This is a genomic window from Micromonospora sp. NPDC000663 (genome assembly GCF_042898105.1).
Taxonomy (GTDB): Bacteria; Actinomycetota; Actinomycetes; order Mycobacteriales; family Micromonosporaceae; genus Micromonospora.
In genome coordinates this window covers 76,040-97,646 of record NZ_JBIAYR010000011.1, presented here as the reverse complement: position 1 = coordinate 97,646, position 21,607 = coordinate 76,040, and the positions used below count along the sequence as shown (strand labels likewise).

9 protein-coding genes are annotated in these 21,607 nt (G+C 70.9%); 3 read left to right on the top strand and 6 right to left on the bottom strand.

Annotation, left to right across the window (positions count from 1 at the left end):
- Positions 1-15: 15 nt before the first annotated feature.
- The 4 genes from ACFY1S_RS26170 to ACFY1S_RS26155 all read right to left on the bottom strand — a co-directional run bounded on the left by ACFY1S_RS26170 (position 16) and on the right by ACFY1S_RS26155 (position 13,891).
- Positions 16-1,254, bottom strand: a complete 1,239-nt coding sequence (locus ACFY1S_RS26170) for a hypothetical protein (RefSeq protein WP_387123096.1) — start codon at positions 1,252-1,254, stop codon at positions 16-18.
- Positions 1,255-1,318: 64 nt separating this feature from the next.
- Positions 1,319-4,906, bottom strand: a complete 3,588-nt coding sequence (locus ACFY1S_RS26165) for an amino acid adenylation domain-containing protein (protein WP_387123094.1) — start codon at positions 4,904-4,906, stop codon at positions 1,319-1,321.
- Complete coding sequence (locus tag ACFY1S_RS26160; protein ID WP_387123092.1) at positions 4,906-7,056, bottom strand: amino acid adenylation domain-containing protein; 2,151 nt, start codon at positions 7,054-7,056, stop codon at positions 4,906-4,908. Before ACFY1S_RS26160 ends, ACFY1S_RS26165 begins: the two co-directional genes overlap by 1 nt.
- A 55-nt stretch (positions 7,057-7,111) precedes the next feature.
- Positions 7,112-13,891 carry an amino acid adenylation domain-containing protein gene (locus ACFY1S_RS26155; RefSeq protein WP_387123090.1) on the bottom strand — a complete coding sequence of 2,260 codons (6,780 nt, stop codon included), beginning with the start codon at positions 13,889-13,891 and terminating at the stop codon, positions 7,112-7,114.
- Positions 13,892-14,781: 890 nt separating this feature from the next.
- On the opposite strand from ACFY1S_RS26155, the gene ACFY1S_RS26150 reads away from it, so the two are divergent.
- From ACFY1S_RS26150 to ACFY1S_RS26140, 3 genes are all read left to right on the top strand, one after another.
- The gene (locus tag ACFY1S_RS26150; RefSeq protein ID WP_387123088.1) at positions 14,782-16,389 is read left to right on the top strand and encodes an MBL fold metallo-hydrolase; all 1,608 of its coding nucleotides are present in this window, start codon (positions 14,782-14,784) and stop codon (positions 16,387-16,389) included.
- Between the two features lie 58 nt (positions 16,390-16,447).
- Positions 16,448-17,197, top strand: coding sequence for a thioesterase II family protein (locus ACFY1S_RS26145; RefSeq protein WP_387123086.1), 750 nt, complete (start codon positions 16,448-16,450; stop codon positions 17,195-17,197).
- A gap of 75 nt (positions 17,198-17,272) precedes the next feature.
- Positions 17,273-19,768 (top strand): amino acid adenylation domain-containing protein, encoded by a 2,496-nt coding sequence (locus ACFY1S_RS26140; RefSeq protein ID WP_387123084.1) that lies wholly within the window; start codon positions 17,273-17,275, stop codon positions 19,766-19,768.
- A gap of 52 nt (positions 19,769-19,820) precedes the next feature.
- On the opposite strand, the gene gntA is transcribed toward ACFY1S_RS26140, so the two are convergent.
- Both gntA and ACFY1S_RS26130 read right to left on the bottom strand, forming a co-directional pair.
- Positions 19,821-20,495 carry a guanitoxin biosynthesis heme-dependent pre-guanitoxin N-hydroxylase GntA gene (gene gntA, locus ACFY1S_RS26135; protein WP_387123082.1) on the bottom strand — a complete coding sequence of 225 codons (675 nt, stop codon included), beginning with the start codon at positions 20,493-20,495 and terminating at the stop codon, positions 19,821-19,823.
- 44 nt (positions 20,496-20,539) lie between these two features.
- Complete coding sequence (locus ACFY1S_RS26130) at positions 20,540-21,592, bottom strand: scyllo-inosamine-4-phosphate amidinotransferase (protein ID WP_387123080.1); 1,053 nt, start codon at positions 21,590-21,592, stop codon at positions 20,540-20,542.
- Positions 21,593-21,607 lie beyond the last annotated feature (15 nt).

Sequence of the window (21,607 nt, the reverse complement as noted above, 5' to 3'; positions counted from 1 at the left end):
ACGGGTGGAAGCAGGTCAGTTGCGCAGCCCGAGCTGCTGGTACAGCGGCACCATCCCGGCCGTGGGTGAGTCCAGGAGGACGTGGACCTCGGTGAGGGCCAGGTCGATGTGGAACGGCGTGAAGCCGCCGAGGCCCAGACCGATGTGGATGCCGGGCCACCGCTCGTTCGGGTGGAAGTTGGACCGCAGCCGGTTCGCGCAGCCAGGATGGGTACCGAACCCGAACTCGTGGATCTTGCGGTACAGGGGCTCGGCGGTGACCAGGGCCTCGAACGTGTCGCGCAGCCTCCGCGCCTCGGGCACCGGGCTGGTGAAGTCGTGGATGAACCCGTTGCGTACGTGCGCCACCACCGGCAGGTCCTCCATCGGCGCGAGCCGCCGATAGGTGTCGGCGGTGTGCTCGGCGCTCACGCTGCGGTCGCCGCGGTGGATGATGGGCGATCCCTTGAAGACGATCTCGCCGTCGATCGGCAGGCGGCTGGCGGGATCGTACGCGCCCGAGCCGTCCGCGAGCGTCGACAGCTCCCCGGTCGGGAGCACCGTCTGGTCGCCGAAACGCAGGGGACCGTGCAGTGAGAACCAGTGTTCCGTCTCCTGGTGCCGGAACACACACCGGGCATCGAGGGACGGAGTGGTGAGCACCAGCGCTTCGGCATCCTCCACCATCGAGAGGAACCTGCTCTCGACCGCCAGCTCCGACTCGTAATCGGTGGCGGTGATGATCTGGAGGTACCGGCTCAGGGACTCAGGCGTGAACCCGGAGGAGAAGTACGAGATCGCTCCCAGCTTGAAGGTCTCCGCGTCCTCGTCCATCAGGTGCTCGAACTCGTCCTCGGCGATCCACAGCAGGGAGGCGGTGCGGCCCTGCGCGCGCCAGTCACGAAGCTGTTCCAGAAGCTCGGTCCGAGTGTCCGGTCCGTGCCACGTCAGTTCGTGCAGGGGCTGCGGGATGTCCGCGACCAGCCGGATGCTGCTGCGTACCGACGCGGACGTGATCAGCAGGAAGGCGTCACCGAAATCCCCGTCGTACAGGGGGAGCAGACGGGACAGCCGCAGATTGACCTTCCCGTCGGCGTTCACCGCGTTGTCGACGTACTGCTCGGCTGCCAGCGTCGGCAGGGCGTCGAGCAGTTCGGCGGGCGAACAGCTCGACTCGTCTGTCGTACACATCGGGCCGTCCGGGCCGACAGCGAGCTCGCGGGGGTCCACCCGCAAGCACGGACAGTTGCCTCGGGAAACCTGGATCTTGCTCATGACTTCTCCTCGGTCAGCGGCGATAGGGTCGGCGGGTCGGGGGCGTCGGACGGGGCGGGACGGGTCATGACTGTGCGAACCGAAACCCGCCGAAGGTAGTAGGGGCGGTCGGCGCGAGTTCCGCGTCGGTCCGCAGGTCGAGGTCCGTCCAGCACCGCCCGGGAGAGTCGACCATCGCGACCAGTGCGCGGACGACCCGGTCCAGCAGCAGTTGAGCGGTGCCGGGCAGGTACAGGTCACTGTCGTACTGGAGCAGCAACTGCATCCCGTCCGGACTCTCGCAGCCCTGGAAAGACAGGTCGAACGGGCTGCTGTCCAGTGGTATCGGTGCACCGGAGAGGGTCATCCCTGGCGGTTTCCCCGCGTCGATGCGTGGATAGCAGGTCACCCACACGTCGAAGTACGGGTTGCGGTACATCGGCTTCGGCGCGCCGAGTCGGTGCACCAGTCGGTGGAACGGGTAGCGAGCGTGGTCGACAAGCTCGTGCATCCGCCCGCCGACCGCGTCGAGCAGGTCGGCGACCGGCCCCGGACGCAGCGGTACCCGAAGCGCCGCCGAGTTCGCTCCGCAGATGACGTGTTCGGTGAGCCCGAGTTCGCCCCGCAGGTTGACGGCGGTGCCGAGGCAGATGTCGGTGGCCCCGGTGCTGCGGTGCAGCGCCACCGACACCGCGACGGCCAAGGGCGCGACCAGGTCGGTGCGGGCCGATCGGGAGAGCCGGCGTAGCGCTGCGGTGACCGGCGCGTCCACGTGTGCGCGGACCACGTCCGCGTGCCGCCCCGCCGCGCCGGTACGTGGCCTGTCGATCGGCAGCTCCAGCGCGGGCGGGGCGGGAACCAGGCGGGACCGCCAGTGCTCCAGTGAGGCGTCGAGTGCGCCGGAGTCCAGCAGCGCGGACTCGGCCGCCGCCACCCGCGTCGGATCACGGTCGAGCTCGGGCAGGCCGGCTGGCCGGAGCCCCGCCGCCTCGTCGCACAGCGCGGTGAGATCCCGGGCCAGCACCTCGAGCGCCGGGCCGTCACAGATGATGTGGTGCGCGACCAGCAGCAGCCGGTCTCGTCCGTCCGGCAGGCGGAAGAACGTGACCCGCAGGAGAGGGCCCTTCGCAAGGTCGAACGCGTGGTGCGCGCGGTCGTGGACGGCTTCTCGCAGTGCCTCCGTCGGCTCGGGCGAGTCGCGGAGATCCACGACGTCCAGCGGCACCGGGGGAGCGTCGTACCGGACGGAGGGCTCTCCGGCGCTGCTGCCGATGGTGACCTGCAACAGCGGATGGCGACGGCGCAGCGCGGCCAGCGCCTCGCGCAGGACATCCGGCGCCGGGGCTCCGGTGCACACGAACAGGGCGGGCACGTGGTAGGTGGCGTCATCGTCCGACCCCGACTGGTGCAGCAGCCAATGCCACTGCTGCACGGGCAGCAGGCCGGCCGTGTCGACGATCGGCATCGGCACTGGCCCGGCCGAGGGCGCCCGCACCCCCGAGGCGGCGTCGGCGATGCGGGCCGCGAGCGCCACCGGTTGCGGACATTCGAAGACATCGCGGGCGCGCAGCGGCACCTCGCAGTCCGCGCTGAGCCGTGCTGCCAGCTCTGCCGCTCCCAGGCTGTAGCCACCCAGGACGAAGAAGTCGTCGTTGGGGCCGGCGTCGGGAGTGCCGAGAACGTCGCGGAACGCGGCAAGCGTACGGTCGAGGAAAGGCGCGGCCGCGGCGGCCACCGGTGCCGCCTGCGGCGTCCTCGGCAACGGTCGGTTCGCCAGTGACCGCCGGTCCACCTTGCCGTTCGGCGTGTAGGGAACCTCGTCCAGCGGCACGACCGCTGCGGGCACCATGTAGTAGGGCAGTACCGAGGCCAGCTGCTCACGGAGCAGATCGCCGTCGGGTGCATCGCTGCCGGGTCGCGGCACCACGTACGCGACCAGAAGCCGCTCGGTCGCCGTCTCGTGCACCACCGCCACGGCCGACGTGATCCCGGCCGACGCCGTCAGCGCCGTCTCGATCTCGCCGAGCTCGATGCGGAAACCACGGAGTTTGACCTGGTTGTCGGCGCGGCCGCGAAAGTCCAGCATGCCGTCGGGTCGGAAGCTGGCCAGATCACCGGTGCGGTACAGCCGGCCTTCCGGGTCGACGTCCGGCAGGTCGACGAACTTCTCCGCCGTCGCCGCGGACAACCCCAGGTACCCCGCACCGGGGCCCACCCCGCCGATGTACAGCTCACCGATCGCACCGGGCACCGAGCGACCACCCCACGGATCGAGAAGGTGGTAGCGGAGGTTGTCCATGGGGCGACCGATGGTCGGTGGCGCGTCGGTGGCGTCTGCCAAGCAGCGGTGCCAGGACTGGAAGACGGTGGCTTCGGTCGGCCCGTACACGTAGATGAGATCCCGTCCGGGCTGCCAACGGCGCACCAGGTCCGGACCGAACAACTCACCTCCGGTGACCACGGTGCGTACCGTCGGGAAGTCCTCCGGATCCAGGTGGGTCAGCAGCGACGCCAGCAGGAAGACGGTGTCGACGCGGTGTTCGTCGACGAAGGCGGCGAGGGCACTGGCGGAGACCCCGGGCTCGTCGAACGGGACGACCGCGGCACCGGCGTACAGCGGCGCCAGGATCTCCCACACGGCGACGTCGAATCCCGGGCTGGCCAGTTGCAGGCAGCGCCCGCCGGGCGCCAGCCCGAACTGCCGCGCGGTGGCCTGCAACAGGTTGTGCAGGCCGCGCTCACCGATCGCCACTCCCTTCGGTCGGCCGCTCGACCCGGAGGTGTGCATGACGTACGACAGCGCGTCCTTCTGCTGCGGGACGGTCCAGGAAGCATCCTGTGGGGGGCGCCCGGCCAACCGGTCCAGGTCGATCGGGACCAGGGTGCGGTGCGGCACCACGGTGGCCGTGGCCGGTGTGGACACCAGGTGCTCGACGGGTGGCTCGGCGGTCATCTGGCGGATCCGCTCGGGCGGATAGCCCGGATCGATCGGTACGCAGACCGCGCCGATCCCCAGGACCGCCACCCAGGCGACCACCAGCTCCGCAGACCGGGGCAGGCAGACATGGACGTACGAGCCCGGTCGTACGCCGGCCCGGCGCAGGTCCGCCGCGAGCGCACCAGCCAACCGCTGCACCGTGCGGTGATCCAGGCAGCCGTCGGCGGTGATGACCGCCGGCAGGTCCGGATCACGGCGAGCCAGCTCCGCCAGGTGCTGCGACACCGACAGCGCGGGCAGGTCCACGGCTGTGTCGTTCAGCTCCGTCACCAGGCGGCGTCGTTCGTCAGTCGTCATGAGTGGCAGTCGGGACAGCGGGACGTCACGATTGCCCGGATCAGCCAGGAAGTCGACTGCGGCCTCGACCACCGACGCCAGCCGGTCGGGCGGTATCGGTGCCGGACGGGCCCCGCAACTCAACACCCCGTGGGGGGACTGCGCCTCAGGATCGAGCAGCCAGCCATCGTGCGCCGGCTGCGGTGCGTCGACGGCCAGTGCGAGGCGCGCCGCCGCCACCAGCGCCCCCGACGTGTGGACGGTCGCCGCCGGCACCCGCACGGTACGGGTGTTCCCGGATTCCCGGACCGTGAGCGCGATCTCGGTCTCGCCTTCCAGGTGGCCCAGTACGGCCGCGGCGCCGGCGAGCACCACGGCAGGGTCGGCACGACTGTCCATCAGTGCGTCATCCTCGACTCGTGACCAGCGGAAACCGCGCCGAGCAGGGTGGGCCCGGGGGCGGGATGGGCGGCCAGGTCCGCTGCGGCCCGTCGCGCCAGCGCAGCCCGGTCGACCTTCCCGTTCGGCGTCACCGGCACGACAGCCAGACCGACCACCACCTCCGGCACCATCACCACCGGCATCGATCGACGGACGTGGGTGCGGATCGCTGGCGGGTCGGCGGAGGCGGGGCCGCTGACGTACGCCACGAGCGCCGTGGTGCTGACCCCGTCACCGACCGGCACCACGGCGACAGTTTCGACTCCGGGAACCGCGGCAAGGCCGGCCTCCACGTCACCCAGCTCCACCCGGTTGCCGCGAATCTTGACCTGACGGTCCACGCGGCCGAGAAACTCCAGCACGCCGTCCGGTCGCCACCAGCCGCGGTCGCCGGTGTGGTAGCGGCGGCCGCCCGGCTCGTCGGGCGCCTCCCGGAAGACCCTGGCCGTCGACTCGGGCTGCCCTCGGTAACCGTCGGCCAGGCCAGGCCCGGCCAGGCAGATCTCGCCGGCGAATCCGGGCGGCAACCGGCGCCCATGAGGATCCAGGACCTTCACCACCGTCCCGGCCACCGGTCGCCCGATCGGGTGCCCGTGCCATGGGCCGGGACCGTATTCCAGGGCTGTGGAACCGACCGAGTTCTCGGTCGGACCGTATTCGTTTACCAGCCGCACGTCGGGCAGCAGTCGCCGGTGCCGCCGGACGAGGTGCGCCGGTACGGCCTCACCGGCGACTGTCACCACCAGCAGGCTGTCCGCCCCGCGGGCCAGGTCGTCCAGGAGCATCTGGTAGAGGCTGGGCACGAATGTGGCATGGGTGACGCCGTACCGACGAACGACATCGCAGACGACACCCGCGTCCAGCCGGTGGTCCTCGTCGAGGAGGATCAGCTCTCCACCGGCGGCCAGCACGGAGAACACGTCGGCCACGGAGCTGTCGAAGAACAGGGACGGGACGAGCAGCAGCCGGGTGGCGCGCTCCATGCCGTGGTGCCGGCGCCGCCATTCGACGAAGCCCTGCACGGCCCGGTGCCGCACCTGCACCCCCTTCGGGACGCCGGAGCTGCCGGAGGTGTAGATGACGTACGCCAGGTCGTCCGGCCGAGGCAGCTCAGGCAGGTCCGGCTCGATCCCGGGGTCCGCCTGTCGTACCAGGTCGGCCGCGGTCACCGTCGGGTGCTGATGCTCGGGCAGGCCGGCGTTCGCGGACGGCCCGTCCTCGATCACGAGGCGTGGCGACACGTCGGTCAGGACGGCCCGGGCACGGGCCGGGGGAAGCTTCGGGTCGAGCGGAACGTACGCGGCGCCCGCCCGTAGCACGCCGAGGATGACCGCCAACGTCTGCCAGGTCTTGCGCACCGTAACCACGACGGCGTCACCCTGACGGACACCGTAGCCGGGCAACCGTCCCGCCACCCGCTCCGCGGCGGCGAACAACTCGCCGTAGGTCAACCGGTGCCCGTCCCGGTCGGTGACGGCGGGATCCAGCGGTTGGAGGGCGGCGTGCCGGAGGGCGTCGGACAACAGGGTGCGGTCCCGCGCGGCGGTGTCGCACCCCCTCTCCCATCCCGCAAGCGTGTCGGCCGCGGCGGCGGGCAGCGGATCCAGACCCGCGAGTGGTTCCCGTGGCCGGCCGAACAGTCCGAGAGTGTGGTCGACGACCTCCGACAGCACGTCCGCGAACCACTGCTCGAACCGGCTCCGATCGAGGTCGATGCGGAGGCGGCGGGGATCCTCGCCAATCGGGCCGAGCGTGACCGTCACCGGCGCGAGCAGCGGCGGCGTGGCGACGGCGGCCGAGGCGACCAGCACCTCACCCGGGCTCGGAACCGGTTTCCCGGCCGCCACCGCGGCGTCGGTTGCCAGGATGAGGTCGGCGGCGCTGGTCACTGTGGAGAGATCCAGGTCGCACACCACCCGGCCGTCGGGACGCTGGACCTGCACGACGGTCTGCTCGACCGCCTCGGCGGTGGCCACCACGAAGGCCACGGCGCCGGCCAGCAGGACGAGTTCCTCGGCGGAGCGGCCGCCGGCGACCCGGGCGAGGGTGGCCCGCGCCGGCGCGCTCAGCGCGACCTCGGCCCGGACCCGTCCTGGCGCCGGCGGCACGGTGCATCTGGAGCGCAGGCGTGGCGCCGGCCCGTCGGTCGGGGAGGTGGGAGACTCAGAAGTCAAAACTCGTCGCTCCCCACTGGTCCCCGGCCACGACCCCGGCCGGCTCCCTCGCGTCCGCCGCCTCCGCGAGGGGACCTTCCGGCCGTATGTGCAGCGCGGACAACTCGGCGGTCAGGTCAGCGAAGATCTCCGCCGCCAGTGCCTTGTCGAACAACCCAGGCTGGTACGCCAGTTCCAGGACCAGGGCACGGTTCTCCTCCCGCGCGTACAGGCGCAGGTCCGCGGTGACCGGCGGGTCGGCCGGCGGGTACTGGCGGACCCGGTAGCCGGCACCCGGCCGGTCGCCCCCGTCCAGGTACGTGCCCTCCCAGCTCACCCCGACGTCGAAGAGGACGTTCCGTCCCGGCCGACGGGGTGGTCGTATCTCCGTCACCAGGTGATCCAGCGGGAGCTGACCGTGCTGATAGGCGGCGAGGGCGCGGTCACGCACCTGGACGAGCAGGTCTCGACGCGTGAACCTCGGCTCGGGCGCCAGGCGCAGCAGCGACTCGTCGACGAAACAGCCCACGGCCCGTGGGCGCTCCGGCACGCTTAGCGGAAAGCCGACGAGCAGATCGACGGCGCCGGAGCGCCGGTGCAGCACCGCCGTCAGGGCGGTGACCACAGCCATGAACATGGTGGCCCGGTGCTCGGCGGCGTAGGAGCGCAGCGCGTCCGTCTCGGCGGGATCGAGGCGGCCCTGCACCAGGCCGGCGGCCGGTGGCCGCCGAGTCGGACGGGATGCCGTCCCGGCGATCTCCAGCACCGGCAGCGGACCCGCCAGCAGGTCGCGCCAGTAGGCGAGGGCGGCGTCCGCCGCGGGAGAGGCCAACCAGGTGCTGCGCTGTTCGGCCCAGTCGAGGAAGCCGGGTGCCGGCGTCGGCAGAGGTGGCCCGCCGGAGAGCAGCTGGTCGTACGCCTCGATCAGGTCGTCCACCAGGACACCCAGGCTGTCCCGGTCCCACACCAGATGATGAGCGGTGACGACGAGCGCGTCCCCGCCGCGCACGCCACGTAGGTGCCGCACCTGGAACAGCGGGGGGCGGGCCGGGTCGAACACCACCTGTCGTGCCTGTTGGGCGACGGTGGCCACGATCGGGTCATCCGGATCGGTCCCGGTGGGCAGTTCGACGCGCACCAGCGGTGACTCGGCCGCGGGCCCGGGGTCCTCCTGAACGAGTTCGGCACCGGTGAACCGGAACCGGATCCGCAGGCTCTGCTGCCGGCGGACCACCGCGTCCAGCGCCTCGCGCAGAAGATCGGGGTGCAGCTCCCGGTCCAGGAAGACGACGCTTGTGACGTTGAACGCGGTCGCCGTGCCGGCGCGGGAAGCCAGCCAGATGCGGCGTTGGGCCGCTGTAGCCGGGCCGCAGACCAGGGGTGCGAACGGCTCGACCACAGTCTCGTGCTCCGCCGGAGCCGGTGACAGCGGAGCCTGCCGGATTCCCGGCACGGTGGCGAGGTGCGCGGCCATCCGGGCGATGGTCTGGTGCTCGAACACCACGCGCAGCGGGACCTCGACACCGAGGGTGGTGCGGATGCCCCCCACGATCTCGATCGCGGTCAGGCTGTGTCCGCCGACTTCGAACAGATCCGCGTCGACGGAACGCACCTCGCGCTGGAGCGCCCGCGTCCAGATGTCACGGAGAACGGCCAGGAGATCATCCGGTACCGGAAGCGTCGGCGGGGGCGCCAGGGTCGCGGTCGAATCCGGAACGGACGAGGTGGAAGGGCCGATCATCAACCGGCCGTCCGGCAGCCACCGGCCGAACGTGCCGGTGCGGTACATCCGTCGACCGGGGCGCAGCGGGTGGCGTGGGAACCGCTCGGTTTGGAGCCCACCAGCGCTGAGGTAGCCCCTCGCCAGGCCGGCGCCGCTGACGCAGATCTCCCCCGGTAGACCGGGCGCCACCAGATCGCCGTGCGCGTCGAGCAGGTCGACGAGCCGGTTGGTGAGGGGCAGGGCCGGTGCGCCGGCCTCGTCGTCGACCCGCGCCGGAGTGAGCAGGAGGCCGTACTCGACCGTCACGTACTCCCGGAACAGCTCGATCTCCGGTGCGCCGGCGGGAAGCGGCGCTTCGGTGGGCACCTCGCCCAGCACGACCCGCTCCAGCCCGCGTAGGGCGTGCCCATCGTGGTGCTGCAGGCGGCGGAACTGCTCCGGTGACGTGGACAGGTGCGTGACGCCCTGCTGCCGGATCTCCCGGCACAGCGCCCCAGGCTCGGAAAGGTGCGCGGACGCCACCATCACGACCGTCGCCCCCGCGGCCAGCGTGGTGAACAGTTCGGCCAGGCCGACGCCGTCGTGAGCGGGACGGCCAAGGAGGGTGACCGCGCCGGCCTCGGGGCCGCGGTGCCGGATCTGCTGGAGCGCGCCGTCGACGACCTGGCGGTGTTCGACAGCCACGGCCCGGAAGGCCGGAGCGTCGGGGACGACGACGGCCCAGGCCAGGTTGTCCGGCCGTACCGCGCATCGATTGGCGGGACCCGCCGGGGACGGCGGCGCCTCCGCCGGGTCCAGTACCGGCACGGCGGCCAGCCCGCCGAGTCGTGCCGCGTGTTCCGCACCGGCCAGGACCCCCACCGCGGCGGCCTGGGTGAGCAGCGTGGCCAACCGGTCCGCCGGCTGGTCGGGGTCGAGCGGCAGGATCGCGGCGCCCGTCTTGAGGACCGCGAGCATCGCCACCGGGAGATGGACGGTGGGCGCGGCCACCACCGCGACGAGGTGCTCCGGCCGTGCCAGCGTGAGCTCCCGCAACCGCTGCGCCAGAGCGTCCGATCGGCTGTCCAGCTCGGCGTAGGTGAGTGTGACGTCGCCGTGCCGCACCGCCGGGCGGCCGGGATCGGTGGCGGTCCGGTGCGCCACGAGGTCGAGCAGCGTGCGCTTCTCCGGCACCGCCGTGGCGTTCATGCCGTGCAGCAGGGCGGAGACCTGGTCCGGCGGCAGCATCGCAGGGTGCTGCACCGGCACGTCCGGGGCCTCTACCAGGCCGGCGATCAGGTGGGCGAGTTGCGCCGCCAGCCGGCTGACCGTCGGCTGGTCGAACTGGTCCGTCCGGTAATGCAGCAGGACCTCGCCGGTGCCGTGCAGGGCACCGTCCGGCAGGAGGTAGCTGACGGAGAGGTCAAAGTCGGACACCGGGGGCTGTAGCGGCAGTCGCTGAGCGCCCGTGGTGTCCGGCGTGTCCGCCTCGGTCAGTTCCATCGAGACCAGGACGTCGAAGAGCGGGTTGCGACCTGCCGCGCGCTCTCGGCCCAGCTCGTCGACCACCCGGTCGAACGGGTACTCCTCGTGATCGTGAACGGCCAGCGCGGTCCGGCGTGTCTCGTCGAGCAACGTCCGGAACGAGTCACCTGGTGCCAGCACGGTCCGCAGCACCACCGTGTTGACGAAGAGTCCCACCTCGTCCGCCAGGCCGGGAGCGTTGCGTGCGGCGACGACGGTGCCCAGCGGCACGTCCACGGCGCCGGTGATCCGGTAGAGCAGAACCCGCAGGGCGGCGACCCCGACGTGGAAGGCCGTCGCGCCGGTCTCGCGACACAACGCCTGCACGCCTACCAACACGGGGGGTTCGAGCGGGACGCGTACGAGGCCACCCTCGTTGCTCCGCTTCGCCGGCGGCAGCCGGTCGGCGGGCACCTGGACGGGGTCGGGCAGATCAGCGAGAAATTCCTGCCAGAAGGCGGCGTGTGACCTCTGCTGGTCGGAGAGCCGCTGCGTCAGCAGGTCGGACTGTCTGGTGTAGCCGAGCACCGCCGGGAGCGCCGGGACGGTGTTCCGCTCGGCAGCCCGGGCGGCGGCCAGCAGGTCGCGCACGATGACGGCGAGAGACCATCCGTCCGTGACGGCATGGTGGATGGTGAACAACAGCACGCCCGGCTCACCGTCGGGAACGAGGTGGCGGAGCCGGATCAGCGGACCGGTCGCGAGGTCGAATGTGAAGCGAAGCTCCTCCTGGTACGCCCGCCGCGATGCCGAATCCGGCGAGCTATCCAGGCGTTCGATCGACAGGCTGACCGCTGCCTCTGCCGCGGGCAGCACCACCTGCTCCAGGCCGGTGCCGTCGGCGGCCGGTACGGTGGCGAAGCCGGTCCGCAGTGCCTCGTGCCGTTCGACCAGGAAGGCCAGCGCGGTCCGCAGCGCGGCCGGGGCGATCGCTTGCTCGAGCCGGTACGCCTCCACCACGTTGTACGTGCGGATCTCACCGTCGTCGAGGTGTTCGAGCAGCCACATCCGGCGCTGGGCGTTGGAGGCCGGGGCGCGGCGCGGGCCGCTGTCGGCCGCGCCGGGCGGCGGAGTCGGGACGGCGACGTCCGGTTTCCGGTTCTCGGCCAACCCGCGGCGCAGCGCGGCGGCAAGCGCCGCAGGCGTACGGGCAGAGAACACCTGCCGGACGGTCAGCGGCTCGGACGAGGCGTCCGAGCACAGGCGCGCGACCAACTGCGTCGCGGTCAGGCTGTGCCCGCCGGCCTCGAAGAAGTCCTCGTCGGCCTGCCGTGGAGGGACACCCAGAACATCCTCCCACGCCTGCGCCACCCGGTGGTCGGCCTCGTCCACCGGGGTCCACGGGCCGTCCGCCGCCTCGAGCGGAAGCGCGGCCAACGCGGCACGGTCGATCTTGCCCATCGGTGTCAGGGGCAGGGCGGGCACCTGCCGGCAGATGGCGGGGACCATGTGCGGCGGCAGCAGCGCGGCGACGGCACCCCGCACGGTTGCCGGTGCGAGCGTGGTTTCGGACGTGTACCAGGCTGACAAGGTCACGTTGCCGTGCGCGTCCGTCCGTGGCGACACGACCGCCTGTCGGATCTCCGGGATGGTGACCATGACCTGCTCGACCTCGCCGGGCTCGACCCGGTGGCCGCGCAGTTGCACCTGGTTGTCCGCCCGGCCGAGGAATTCCAGCTCTCCCGCACCGGTCCAACGGGCCAGGTCGCCCGTGCGGAACGAGCGTCCCACGCCCGGCACGGGACAGTCGACGAACCGCTCTGCTGTGGCCTCCGGCGCGTCGAGGTAGCCGTCGGCGACCGCCGGACCCGCGAGGTAGATCTCGCCCGTCACGCCGACCGGCGCGAGCGTGTCGCCGGGGCCGACGACCACGGCGGTGTATCCGGGGGACGGCCGTCCGATCGGCACGGAGGCGAGTTCGACCGCTCGGTCCCCGGTACAGATGAAGGAGATCGCCTCGATGGTGGTCTCGCTGGGTCCGTACAGGTTGGCGAAGGTGTCCACCCGCAGTCGACCCTGGATGCGCTGCATCAGGCCACGGGGAATCGCGTCGCCGCCGAGGAACAGATGCCGCAGGGGTACGCCGGCGTCGCGGGGCAGCACCTCCAGCATCGCAGCGAGCAGCCCGGGGGAGCAGTTGATCGTGGTGACGCGGTAACGACGGACGCGCTCCCAGAAGGTGTGCGGATCGAGTTCGTCCGGAGCGCCGATGGACACCACCGCGCCGCCGGCGGCGAGGGTGACGAAGATGTGGTAGCTGGTGCCGTCGGAGGAGATGGCGAAGACGAGTGCGCACCGTACCTCCTCGTCGAACCCGACATGGTCGACCGAGCTGACCGCCTTGTGGCTGATCTGGTCGTGCCGCAGGGCAAGGGGGCGCGGTAACCCGGTGGAGCCGGAGGTGAAGAAGACGACGGCCTCGTCCCCGGGCCGGGGCGGTTCCGGTAGTTCCACCTCGTCGGCAGCCGACCAGTCGTCCGAGGCGGCGAGGAGTTCGTCGATGGACACCGACCGGAGAGCGTGCGCCGACCCGGTCCGGTCGTGGCCGATGACCACCGTGGCGCCGCAGCCGGTCAGGAGTCGGCTGACCCGCTCCGGTGGATGGCCAGGATCGATGGGCACGTAGGCGGCGCCGGCCCGAAGCACGGCGAGGATCGACAGCACCAGGTGGGCGCCGCGCGGCAGGAGCACCGCGACGCGCTGGCCATGCCCGACGCCGTGTCGGTCGGCGAGGAGGGCCGCGGCGCGCCGGGCCCGGCCGTACAACTGTGCGTAGCTCCACTCGTGGTCCGCGTCGACGACGGCCGGTCGGTCGGGGTGCCTGGCCGCGCTTGCCTCCACCAGCTCGACAAGCGTCCGCGGCGGGAACGACTCCCAGGCGGGCAAACCACTCCATCGCTCGATGTCGGCACGCATCGCCGGGCCGAGGACGTCGAGGTGCCCGGCCGTTGCCTGCCAGTTGTCCGCCATGGAGGCCAGCACCGTCGCCAGGCACCGGGGGAGTGCGGCCATCGCGGCGGGCACCCGCCCGTGCGCGCCACTGACCTCGATCGAGAGGCTCCCGTCGGTCTGTGGCAGCCCGTGCACGAGCACCTGCACCCGACCGGTTAGCGCGCGGCCGTCCTGACCGTCGCCCCACAGCACGGCGAGCTGGGACAGGACGTCGCCGTCGATCGAGCCGGTGGCGTCCAGGCTGGACGCCAGCGCGGCCCGGTCCTGCCAGGCGTACGGACTGGACGCGACGAGATCGGCGTACAGATCCTCGAGGAAGTCGGCGACCGGGGTGCGCGGAGCCAACCGGGTGCAAAGGAGGATCTCGCCCCGTGGACCGGTGACGTCGGCCGCCGGCATGACGAGTGCCAGGCGGTCCCCGGCGCCGAAGGTGGCCAGTGTCAGCCGGGTGGCCGCCACCAGCAGAAGGTTGAGACCGGTGGGATCATCGCCCGTGACGGTCGTGAGCGCCGCGACGACGGCAGGTGGCACGTGCTCCGCGGCGGGGTCGGGCACCGACGCGCCGCCGGGCTGGAGCAGTGGGTCGCGTTGGAGCCCTCGCAGACGACTCAACCAGTGGTCCCTGATGACCGCGGCCTGCGCCGCGGAGGCCGCGACCGCCGTCCCGGGCGAGCGGACACGACCCAGGTTGTGATCTGACAAACGGAACTCCTTGACGTAGCCGACTCAGCCCCCGAGGCATCCGTCGCACAGCATTTGCCCGGCAAGGGCCGGACGGGGATTCCCGCCCGGCCCTTGCCGGTGTCCGTCAGCCCTGAAGCTTGTCGTACGCCCCGTAGCGGGAGAGCTTGCTGCTGATCGGAGCCTTCTTGGTCTGCTCCTGGGTAGCCTTGGCAGCCTTTTCAGCCATGAGGATGCTCCTTCGTTAGGTGCGGGCAGGAAATGCCAGCCAATATTGGCTCCGCCAGTATGCATAGGCATCGATTGCATGTCTAGAGGCAATTGACGAGTTAATCGTGGCGGCGCCGACCAAAAGAACCTGCAGATTATCCAGCTACGCCGCTCCGCCGCCGTCCCACAATATCGCCGACGAAGACCGTCGAGGCGGTTGGCGGATGCTCGCGCGCAGGTGGGCGTCGGAAATGCTCCTGCTGGGGGGCCTCGCCAAGTTGAGTGTGATCTGCATCACGTTGAGGTTGATCACTATGACTTGTTACGGTGGCGCCATCGTATCCGCATCAGTCGGATGATCGATAAACGGGGGCTACAAAGATGTTCATGTCGCGCTGCGGGTCTTCCGATTGTGCAGTAGGGCCAAAGTTGAGCCCATGCCTCGATGGCCGAGAGGTGCCTTCACTCGAAGTGTGAAGGGGCTTGCTCGCGCGGTGGATGTCGATTTCCCCAGCGATTCGCTGATGCACTCCCGTTGTTTTTCGCCCTGCCGCCGCGGCTGTTGTTGACAGGTTAAAGGCCGGGCGTTCTCAGGGAAGAAAAGGAGCGCCATGACGGTGAATCGGAAATTGACCCTACGGCCCGGCGTCGTCCCGCAGCCGCTTATTCACCGGTGGTACGCGTGGCCCTATCTGATCGCGCCACACACGGGCGCGCTGAATCTCCGTGACCGCCTCATCCCGACAATGCGCAGCTATCTTGATGGTCCGCAGCTGCATGCCTCCGCGCTGGCAAATCCGGCTCGCTACGGTGGCCCCTTCATCAACCCCGGTGACGCCGGCGTTGCCGAGGTCGAGCGGTTGCTGGAGCAGACCCTGCGTGCGGGACGGGCGAAGCTCACCTTTGCCGACGATCTCAACGCGCTCCGGCAGATGTTGCACGAGCGGGCGCGGGGTGGCTCGATGGAGGGGCTCTACCCCGAGGTCCCGGCCAGTCTGAAGGGGACGGTGGAGCTCGTCTACGACACGGCGCACCGGCCCTCCGTGCGGTTCTTCGAGCCTCTCCTCTACCGGACGGCGGCCTTCGAGCCACACAGCCAGACTGTCTCGTTGAGCCCGCGTAGCCGCCGGCACCAGCCGTTCGTCTACGGCAGTCCGGTCCTGGCGGGTCCGGACCGGCTCGACATCGCCGTACCCTTCGCCTCTGCGGTCTGGGACGACCTCTTCGCCGCTCGGCTGACTGCGATCGACGTCCAGGAACTGGCGGAACGACTCGAACTCGATACGCGGGCGCGGCAGCAGTTCGCCGCACTCTTCCAGGACGAGGAGCCGCCTGCGCCCCCTGCCCGTCCCGACCCGGGCACCGTCCGGATGCGGTACTTCAACCACGCCACAGTGCTGCTGGAGACCGAGAGCAGCGCGGTGCTGCTCGATCCGCTGCTCGGCTACCCGGACGACGGCTTCGAACACCTCACGCTCGCCGACCTGCCCGCGTACATCGACACCGTGGTGATCAGCCATTTCCACTCCGACCACTTCTCACTGGAGACGCTGCTCCAGCTCCGCAGGAGGGTGGGCACGATAGTGGTGCCGCGCAGCTCCGGGGGCTCGCTGCAGGATCCGAGTCTGAAGACCATGCTGCAGGCGTTGGGCTTCGACCGGGTCCGGGAGCTCGGCGAGTTGGAGACCTTCGCGGTGGGGGAGGGAGTCGACGTCGTCGCGCTGCCGTTCATCGGAGAGCACGCCGATCTCGACATCCGCACCAAGATGGTCCCGCTGGTCCGTGCCCTGGGCCGGTCGTTCATGTTCGCCACGGACATCACCCCGATCGAACCCGCGCTCTACGAGCTGGTGCGGGACGTCGTCGGCACCGTGGACGCGCTCTTCGTCGGACTCGAGTGCGTCGGTGCTCCGCTGAGCTGGCTCTACGGCCCTCTCATGGAGAGCAGGCTGCCCCGCGAGCAGGACCAGACCCGGCGGCTCAAGGGCTCGGACGCGGCCATGGCCGATCGGCTGGCACAGCAGGTCGGCGCCGCGCACGTGTACGCGTACGCGATGGGTCTGGAGCCCTGGCTGAAGCACCTGACCGGCTCCGACTTCGACCCGGAGTCGGAACCGGTGCGGCAGAGCGTGCTGCTCGGCGACCTGTGCGGGCGCCGTGGGGTCGGCGCCGAACTGCTCTACCTCGGGGGCGAGCGGGTCTGGTCGGCGAAGGCCTGACGATGTCGACTCGGTACGGCAGGGGAGGTCGTCGATAACGATGGCTCCGCTCGACACGATGCCCGAGCAGAACCGGGCACGGTGGTTCCTCCGTACCGCCGACCGCCCCGCCGCCCGCCTCACGCTGTACTGCCTGTCGCACGCAGGCGGGGCGGCATCGGCCTATCGTGACTGGTCGGCCCGCCTGCCGTCCTGGATCGACGTCGCGGCTGTGCAACTGCCCGGCCGGGAACGCAGGATCGGGGAGGCCCCGGCCGTGGACGTGGCCGCCATCGCCGCGGCGGTCCGGGCGGACGCGGACGCCGTGGACCGGCCGTACGCGCTGTTCGGTCACAGCATGGGTGGCCTGCTCGCGTTCGAGCTCGCGCACCGGCTGCAAAGCGGCGGGGGGCCGGTGCACCTCGCCATCTCCGCGACCGGTCACCCGGTTGTCGCGCCGTTGACGTCGGCCATCTCCCACCTGCCGACGGCGGACCTACTCACCTGGGTCCGTGAGGTGGGCGGCGCCCCGGACTGGCTGTTGGCCGACCCCCAGCTGGTGGAGCTGCTGATCCCACCCCTGCGGACGGACTGTGCCTGGATGGAGACGTACGTCTACCGGCCGAGGCCGACCCTCTCGTGCCCCATCTCGGTCTTCGCCGGAGAGGGCGACCCGCGTACGGGCACCGAGGCCCTGCTCGGGTGGCGGGAGGAAACCGGCGCCGGATGGACGCTACGACGGTACCCGGGCGGTCACTTCTACCTGACCGAACAGGCGCCGCACATGCTCGCCGACCTGGTGCAGGACCTGTCTGCCCATGTCCGCTGACCCAGCCCTGCGGGCCACGGGTCCCGGTGTGGAGGACGCATCATCGGATCCCTATCGCAAGCGGAGCGGACAACCATGACCACCCCACTTTCCCCGTCACCGACCCGTATCCGTCCTCGGCTCACCGCCCCGCCCGCGCCGGGGCGGGTCCGCAGCTCCCTCTCGCTGTCCGCCCCCGCGGCCGAGGGCCTGGCCCGGATGTCGAGCGGACGTCCGGGGAGGGAGACGACGGTGCTGGCGGCGGCTACCGCCCTGGTGGTGGCTGCGGCGGAGAACACGGCGACGCCGACGGTCGTGGTCGCCACGGCGGCCGGGCCGGTCCCGCTCCAGGTGGATCTCGGCGCGTCACCGATGACGGTCGAGGCGCTGGTCGACACGGCCGCCACCACCCTGCACGCCGCGGCGACCGGCACCGTCGGACGCTCGGCCGGCGGCGGTCACGTGCTCGTCCGTTCCGGCCCCGCCGACGCGGCGAGCACAGCCGCCGGGTCCGCGGCGATCGAGGTCGTCCTCACCCCCGACAGGTTGGTGGCCGAGGCCGACGCGACGTGGGTGGAGGAATGGTTCCTGGCGGTGCTGCTGCGGGCGGTGAGCGCCACCCTTGCCGCGTTCGTCGAGCGGTCGCGCCGGCTCGACGCCGTACCGGTGGCCGCGGAGGAGGACCTGGAGCGGTGCCGGGAGTACGGATGGGACCGGTTCGTCCCGCAGCCGACGCGGACGACCCTGACGGCGGCGATCGCAGCGCGGGTTGAGGAGTCGCCGGAGCGCGTCGCCGTCGTCGTCGGGACGGAGACGCTGACGTATGCGGCGATGTGGGGGGCCGCCCAGCGGGTGGCGGAGCGCCTCGTCGGGCTGGGTGTCGGCGCGGGTGACCGGGTGGCGGTGTTGACCGGCAAGACGCTTCCGGCGCTACCGGCCATCCTGGGCGTCCTGCTCGTACGGGCCGCCTACGTGCCGTTGGATCCTCAGTCGCCTGCGTCCCGGCTGAAGGCCATTCTGGCGGACGCGTCCTGCCGGGCCGTGTTGAGTGCCGACGGACTCGCCGAGGGCCTGATCGGGCCGCCCCTCGAGGTCGAGGTGCTGGACGTCCGACGGATCGTCGACGAGTCAGAGGCGCCGTCGTCGACGGTGACGACACCGGGACCGGTGGCGGACGACCCCGCCTACGTCATCTACACCTCGGGGTCGAGCGGCGTGCCGAAGGGTGTGCAGGTACGGCACGGGGCGGTCGCCGGCTACGTCAGGTGGAAGGTCGACTACGACCGGCTCGACGGGGACGCGCGAGTGCTCCAGGTGCCGTCGCTGGCCTTCGACAGTTCCGTCTCGGACATCTTCCCCGCCCTTGCCGCCGGCGGCCGGATCGTCCTCGTGGACGCGCAGCACCTGTCGCTGCGGCGGCTTGCCGAGGTGGTGAGCGAGGAGCAGATCAGCCACATGACTGTGGTGCCGAGCCTCTACCGGCTCTGGCTCGACGAACTGGCGCCCGTCGCCTCGTCGTTGCGGGTGGTGACAGTCGCCGGTGAGGCCACTGACGACTCCCTGGTCCGTCGGCACCACCAGGCGCTGCCCGGCGTCAGACTGGTCAACGAGTACGGGCCGACCGAGAACTCGGTGTGCGCGACCGCCTTCGACCAAGGAATCGACTCCGGTCCGGGATGCCCGATCGGTCGGCCCCTGCCCAACACGGTGGTCGCCGTGGTCGGCTGGGACGACCGGGCGCGGCCACCGGGCTTCGTGGGCGAGCTGCGGCTGACCGGTCACGGCTTGGCCGACGGTTACCACAACAGGCAGGAACTCACCCGGCAGGCCTTCGTCCCGGACTCGGCGGCTCCCGGCGGACGGTGGTACCGCACCGGCGATCTGGGCTGGTGGCGCCCGGACGGGACGGTGGAGTTCGCCGGCCGCGCCGACGACCAGGTCAAGATCCGTGGGCACCGGGTGGAGCTGGGCGAGATCGAGAGCGCGCTCACCGGCATGGCGGGCGTCCGCGCCGCCGCAGTCGTTGCCGCGCCGGGGCAGGACGGTGCTCCGGCCATCGTGGCGTACGTCGAGAGTGCCGTGCTCAGCGTCGACGACATCCACGCCGCGGTCGCCGACCTGCTGCCCCCGGCCATGGTGCCGTCCCGTTTCGAGCTGCGGCCTCGACTGCCCCGACTGGTCAGCGGCAAACTGGACCGCCAGGCGCTTGTCGGGCTGTCTGAGGACCCGGCGGAAACGTCGACCGTGCCGGAGGCTACGGCGGATCGCTGGGCCGACGAGGTCGAGGAGACGGTCGCCGATGTCTTCGGCAGCGTACTGGGCCGGCAGCCGACCGGTCCCGAGGACGATTTCTTCGTCCTCGGCGGCCACAGCCTGGCCGCGATGTCGGCGATCGCCAAGCTGGAACAGCGGCTACTTGTGACAGTCGACCTCGGCGCCTTCTTCGACCACCCGACGATCCGGGCGGTCAGCGGCCTGGTGCGCGCCGAACAGGCGAGCCGAGGAGCCCGACCGGCGCCACCCGCGCCGGTCCGGCCGGTCGGGAACTCCGACGCCCTGCTGCGCCTGCTCGAGCGGGGCTCCGGCTCCTGACGTCACCTCCGTCGCGGCCCGTTCCGGCATCCACCGCCCACCTGTCGAATGATCACGGGGCGGACCGGAACGGGCACTGCCAGTCCGGGCTGGTGGCCCGTCCCGAATACTGCTTCGCCTCCGAGTCCTCCCCGGGGTCGGCGAGGTTGGGATTGATGGATCCCTGAAGCCGCTGTTCCCGATCGCGGATGCGCGCCTGCAGCCGTCCGTACGTGCCGGTGCTCCGTAGCCGTCGGAACTGACGGTGGGAGTTGAAGGCGATCGCGGGCAGCGGGAACCTGCGGGACGCGCGGGAGGCGTTGGAGTGCATGCCGACCAGGAAGAACGGGTGCCCGGCCACGCTGAAGCCGAAGTACGGGGAAGCGGGATCGCGCTCCACCTCGGGGGTCCAGTCGAACCGGGTGGAGTCGACCGTGTGCAGATCCGACAGTTGTCGCCACAGCAGTGTCTCGAAGCTCTGCTCCGAAAGGTCGTCCGGGCCGGCGAAGACGGCGACCAGGGTGGCGAAGTCCTCGGTGTCGCGGAGCTGGTCCTTAACGAAGGACTCGATGGCGGCGTGCAGTGGGGCGGCCGTGTCCGGTGCGCCAAGTGGCGGCAGCTCGGCGTGGAACAGCGACTTGCGGCGTACCGAGGCCCGGGCGCCGAGGCAGGAGAAGTCCTCGCTGACGATCCAGTTCTCCAGCTCCTGCCGGATGTCGCGCGCTTGAAATCTCGTGATGTCCGACATGTTTCTCCGTCCTGAAACTGGCCTGCTGTCGGCGGGACGATGGATCAGGAGTGGTCCTCCAACGACCCGCGACGCCTGACGTCGAGGGAGACACAGTGGAGCCCGCCGCTGAGCACCCGGGCGTGGCGAAGCGGCAGCGGGATGACCTGCACCCCGTGCCTCTCCAGCGCGGTGATCAGCGGGCGGTAGGTCGCCTCGACGACGGCCAGACCGGGATTGATCATGATCAGGTTCATGCCGATCCAGGTCGACGCCCGCAACTTGCGGCTCGCGGGCTCGGGGTCGGGCACCGAGGGACACCAGATGACGTCCCAGCTCTTGAAGAGGTCCGGCACCTGATCCGGCCGGACGCGATCCGAATTGAGCACGACCAGCCCCGGTCGGATCAGTGCGATCGTGGTGTCGACGTGCGTGCCGTCGTACAGACCGATCAGTGGCTGGACCTCGTACCTGTCGCCGAGGACCCGTTGCAACCACCGGAGGCCGAGCATGTTCCCGCTGCTCGAGACCAGGTACAGGACGTGTCGTCCGACCCGGAGCACGTTTGCGGCGTCGAAGATCGGTTCGTGGTTGTTGAGGATTTGTCCGTCGGACGGACGCAGGTTGTAGGTCTCGTCGAGCAGGCGCGGCTTCGGAGCCGAGATCCAGTTCGCGCCGCTGTCGAAGTAGTCCAGCAGGATGCTGCGGTAGGCGAACGGCTCGAAGTAGCGCGTTCGCAGCGTCATCGGCGTCTCGATGATGGTGTTGCCGATCGGCAGCAGCACGTCGCGGGGACAGTAGTTGTACTCACCGTCGGCGCTCCAGTCCGGTGTCCCGTAACGTGCCGCGTGATCCGAGACGTCCGGACGGCGCACCACGACACCCTGCGACTCGAGGACCTTGACGAACGCGTCCAGGTCCTCCGTGGTCTCCTCGATCACCTGCTGGTCGTACGGCCCGCTCGGGATGTCCGAGGCCTTCTCGTACAGATCGGCGTAGTCCACCGCGAAGAGCCCTCGGTCCGGTGAGGGAACGCGAGCGTTCACGGCATGGCCGACGATCATTTCCTCAAGCGGATCCCACTCGTTGTGGACCTCCACCAGTGACCTGGACGACATGATTCTCCCCCGTTG

Excerpts from the sequence above, each read along its gene's own strand:
- ACFY1S_RS26170 (WP_387123096.1), bottom strand. The coding sequence starts at position 1,254 with ATGAGCAAGATCCAGGTTTCCCGAGGCAACTGTCCGTGCTTGCGGGTG.
- ACFY1S_RS26165 (WP_387123094.1), bottom strand. The coding sequence starts at position 4,906 with ATGGACAGTCGTGCCGACCCTGCCGTGGTGCTCGCCGGCGCCGCGGCC.
- ACFY1S_RS26150 (WP_387123088.1), top strand. The coding sequence starts at position 14,782 with ATGACGGTGAATCGGAAATTGACCCTACGGCCCGGCGTCGTCCCGCAG.
- ACFY1S_RS26145 (WP_387123086.1), top strand. The coding sequence starts at position 16,448 with ATGCCCGAGCAGAACCGGGCACGGTGGTTCCTCCGTACCGCCGACCGC.
- ACFY1S_RS26140 (WP_387123084.1), top strand. The coding sequence starts at position 17,273 with ATGACCACCCCACTTTCCCCGTCACCGACCCGTATCCGTCCTCGGCTC.
- gntA (WP_387123082.1), bottom strand. The coding sequence starts at position 20,495 with ATGTCGGACATCACGAGATTTCAAGCGCGCGACATCCGGCAGGAGCTG.
- ACFY1S_RS26130 (WP_387123080.1), bottom strand. The coding sequence starts at position 21,592 with ATGTCGTCCAGGTCACTGGTGGAGGTCCACAACGAGTGGGATCCGCTT.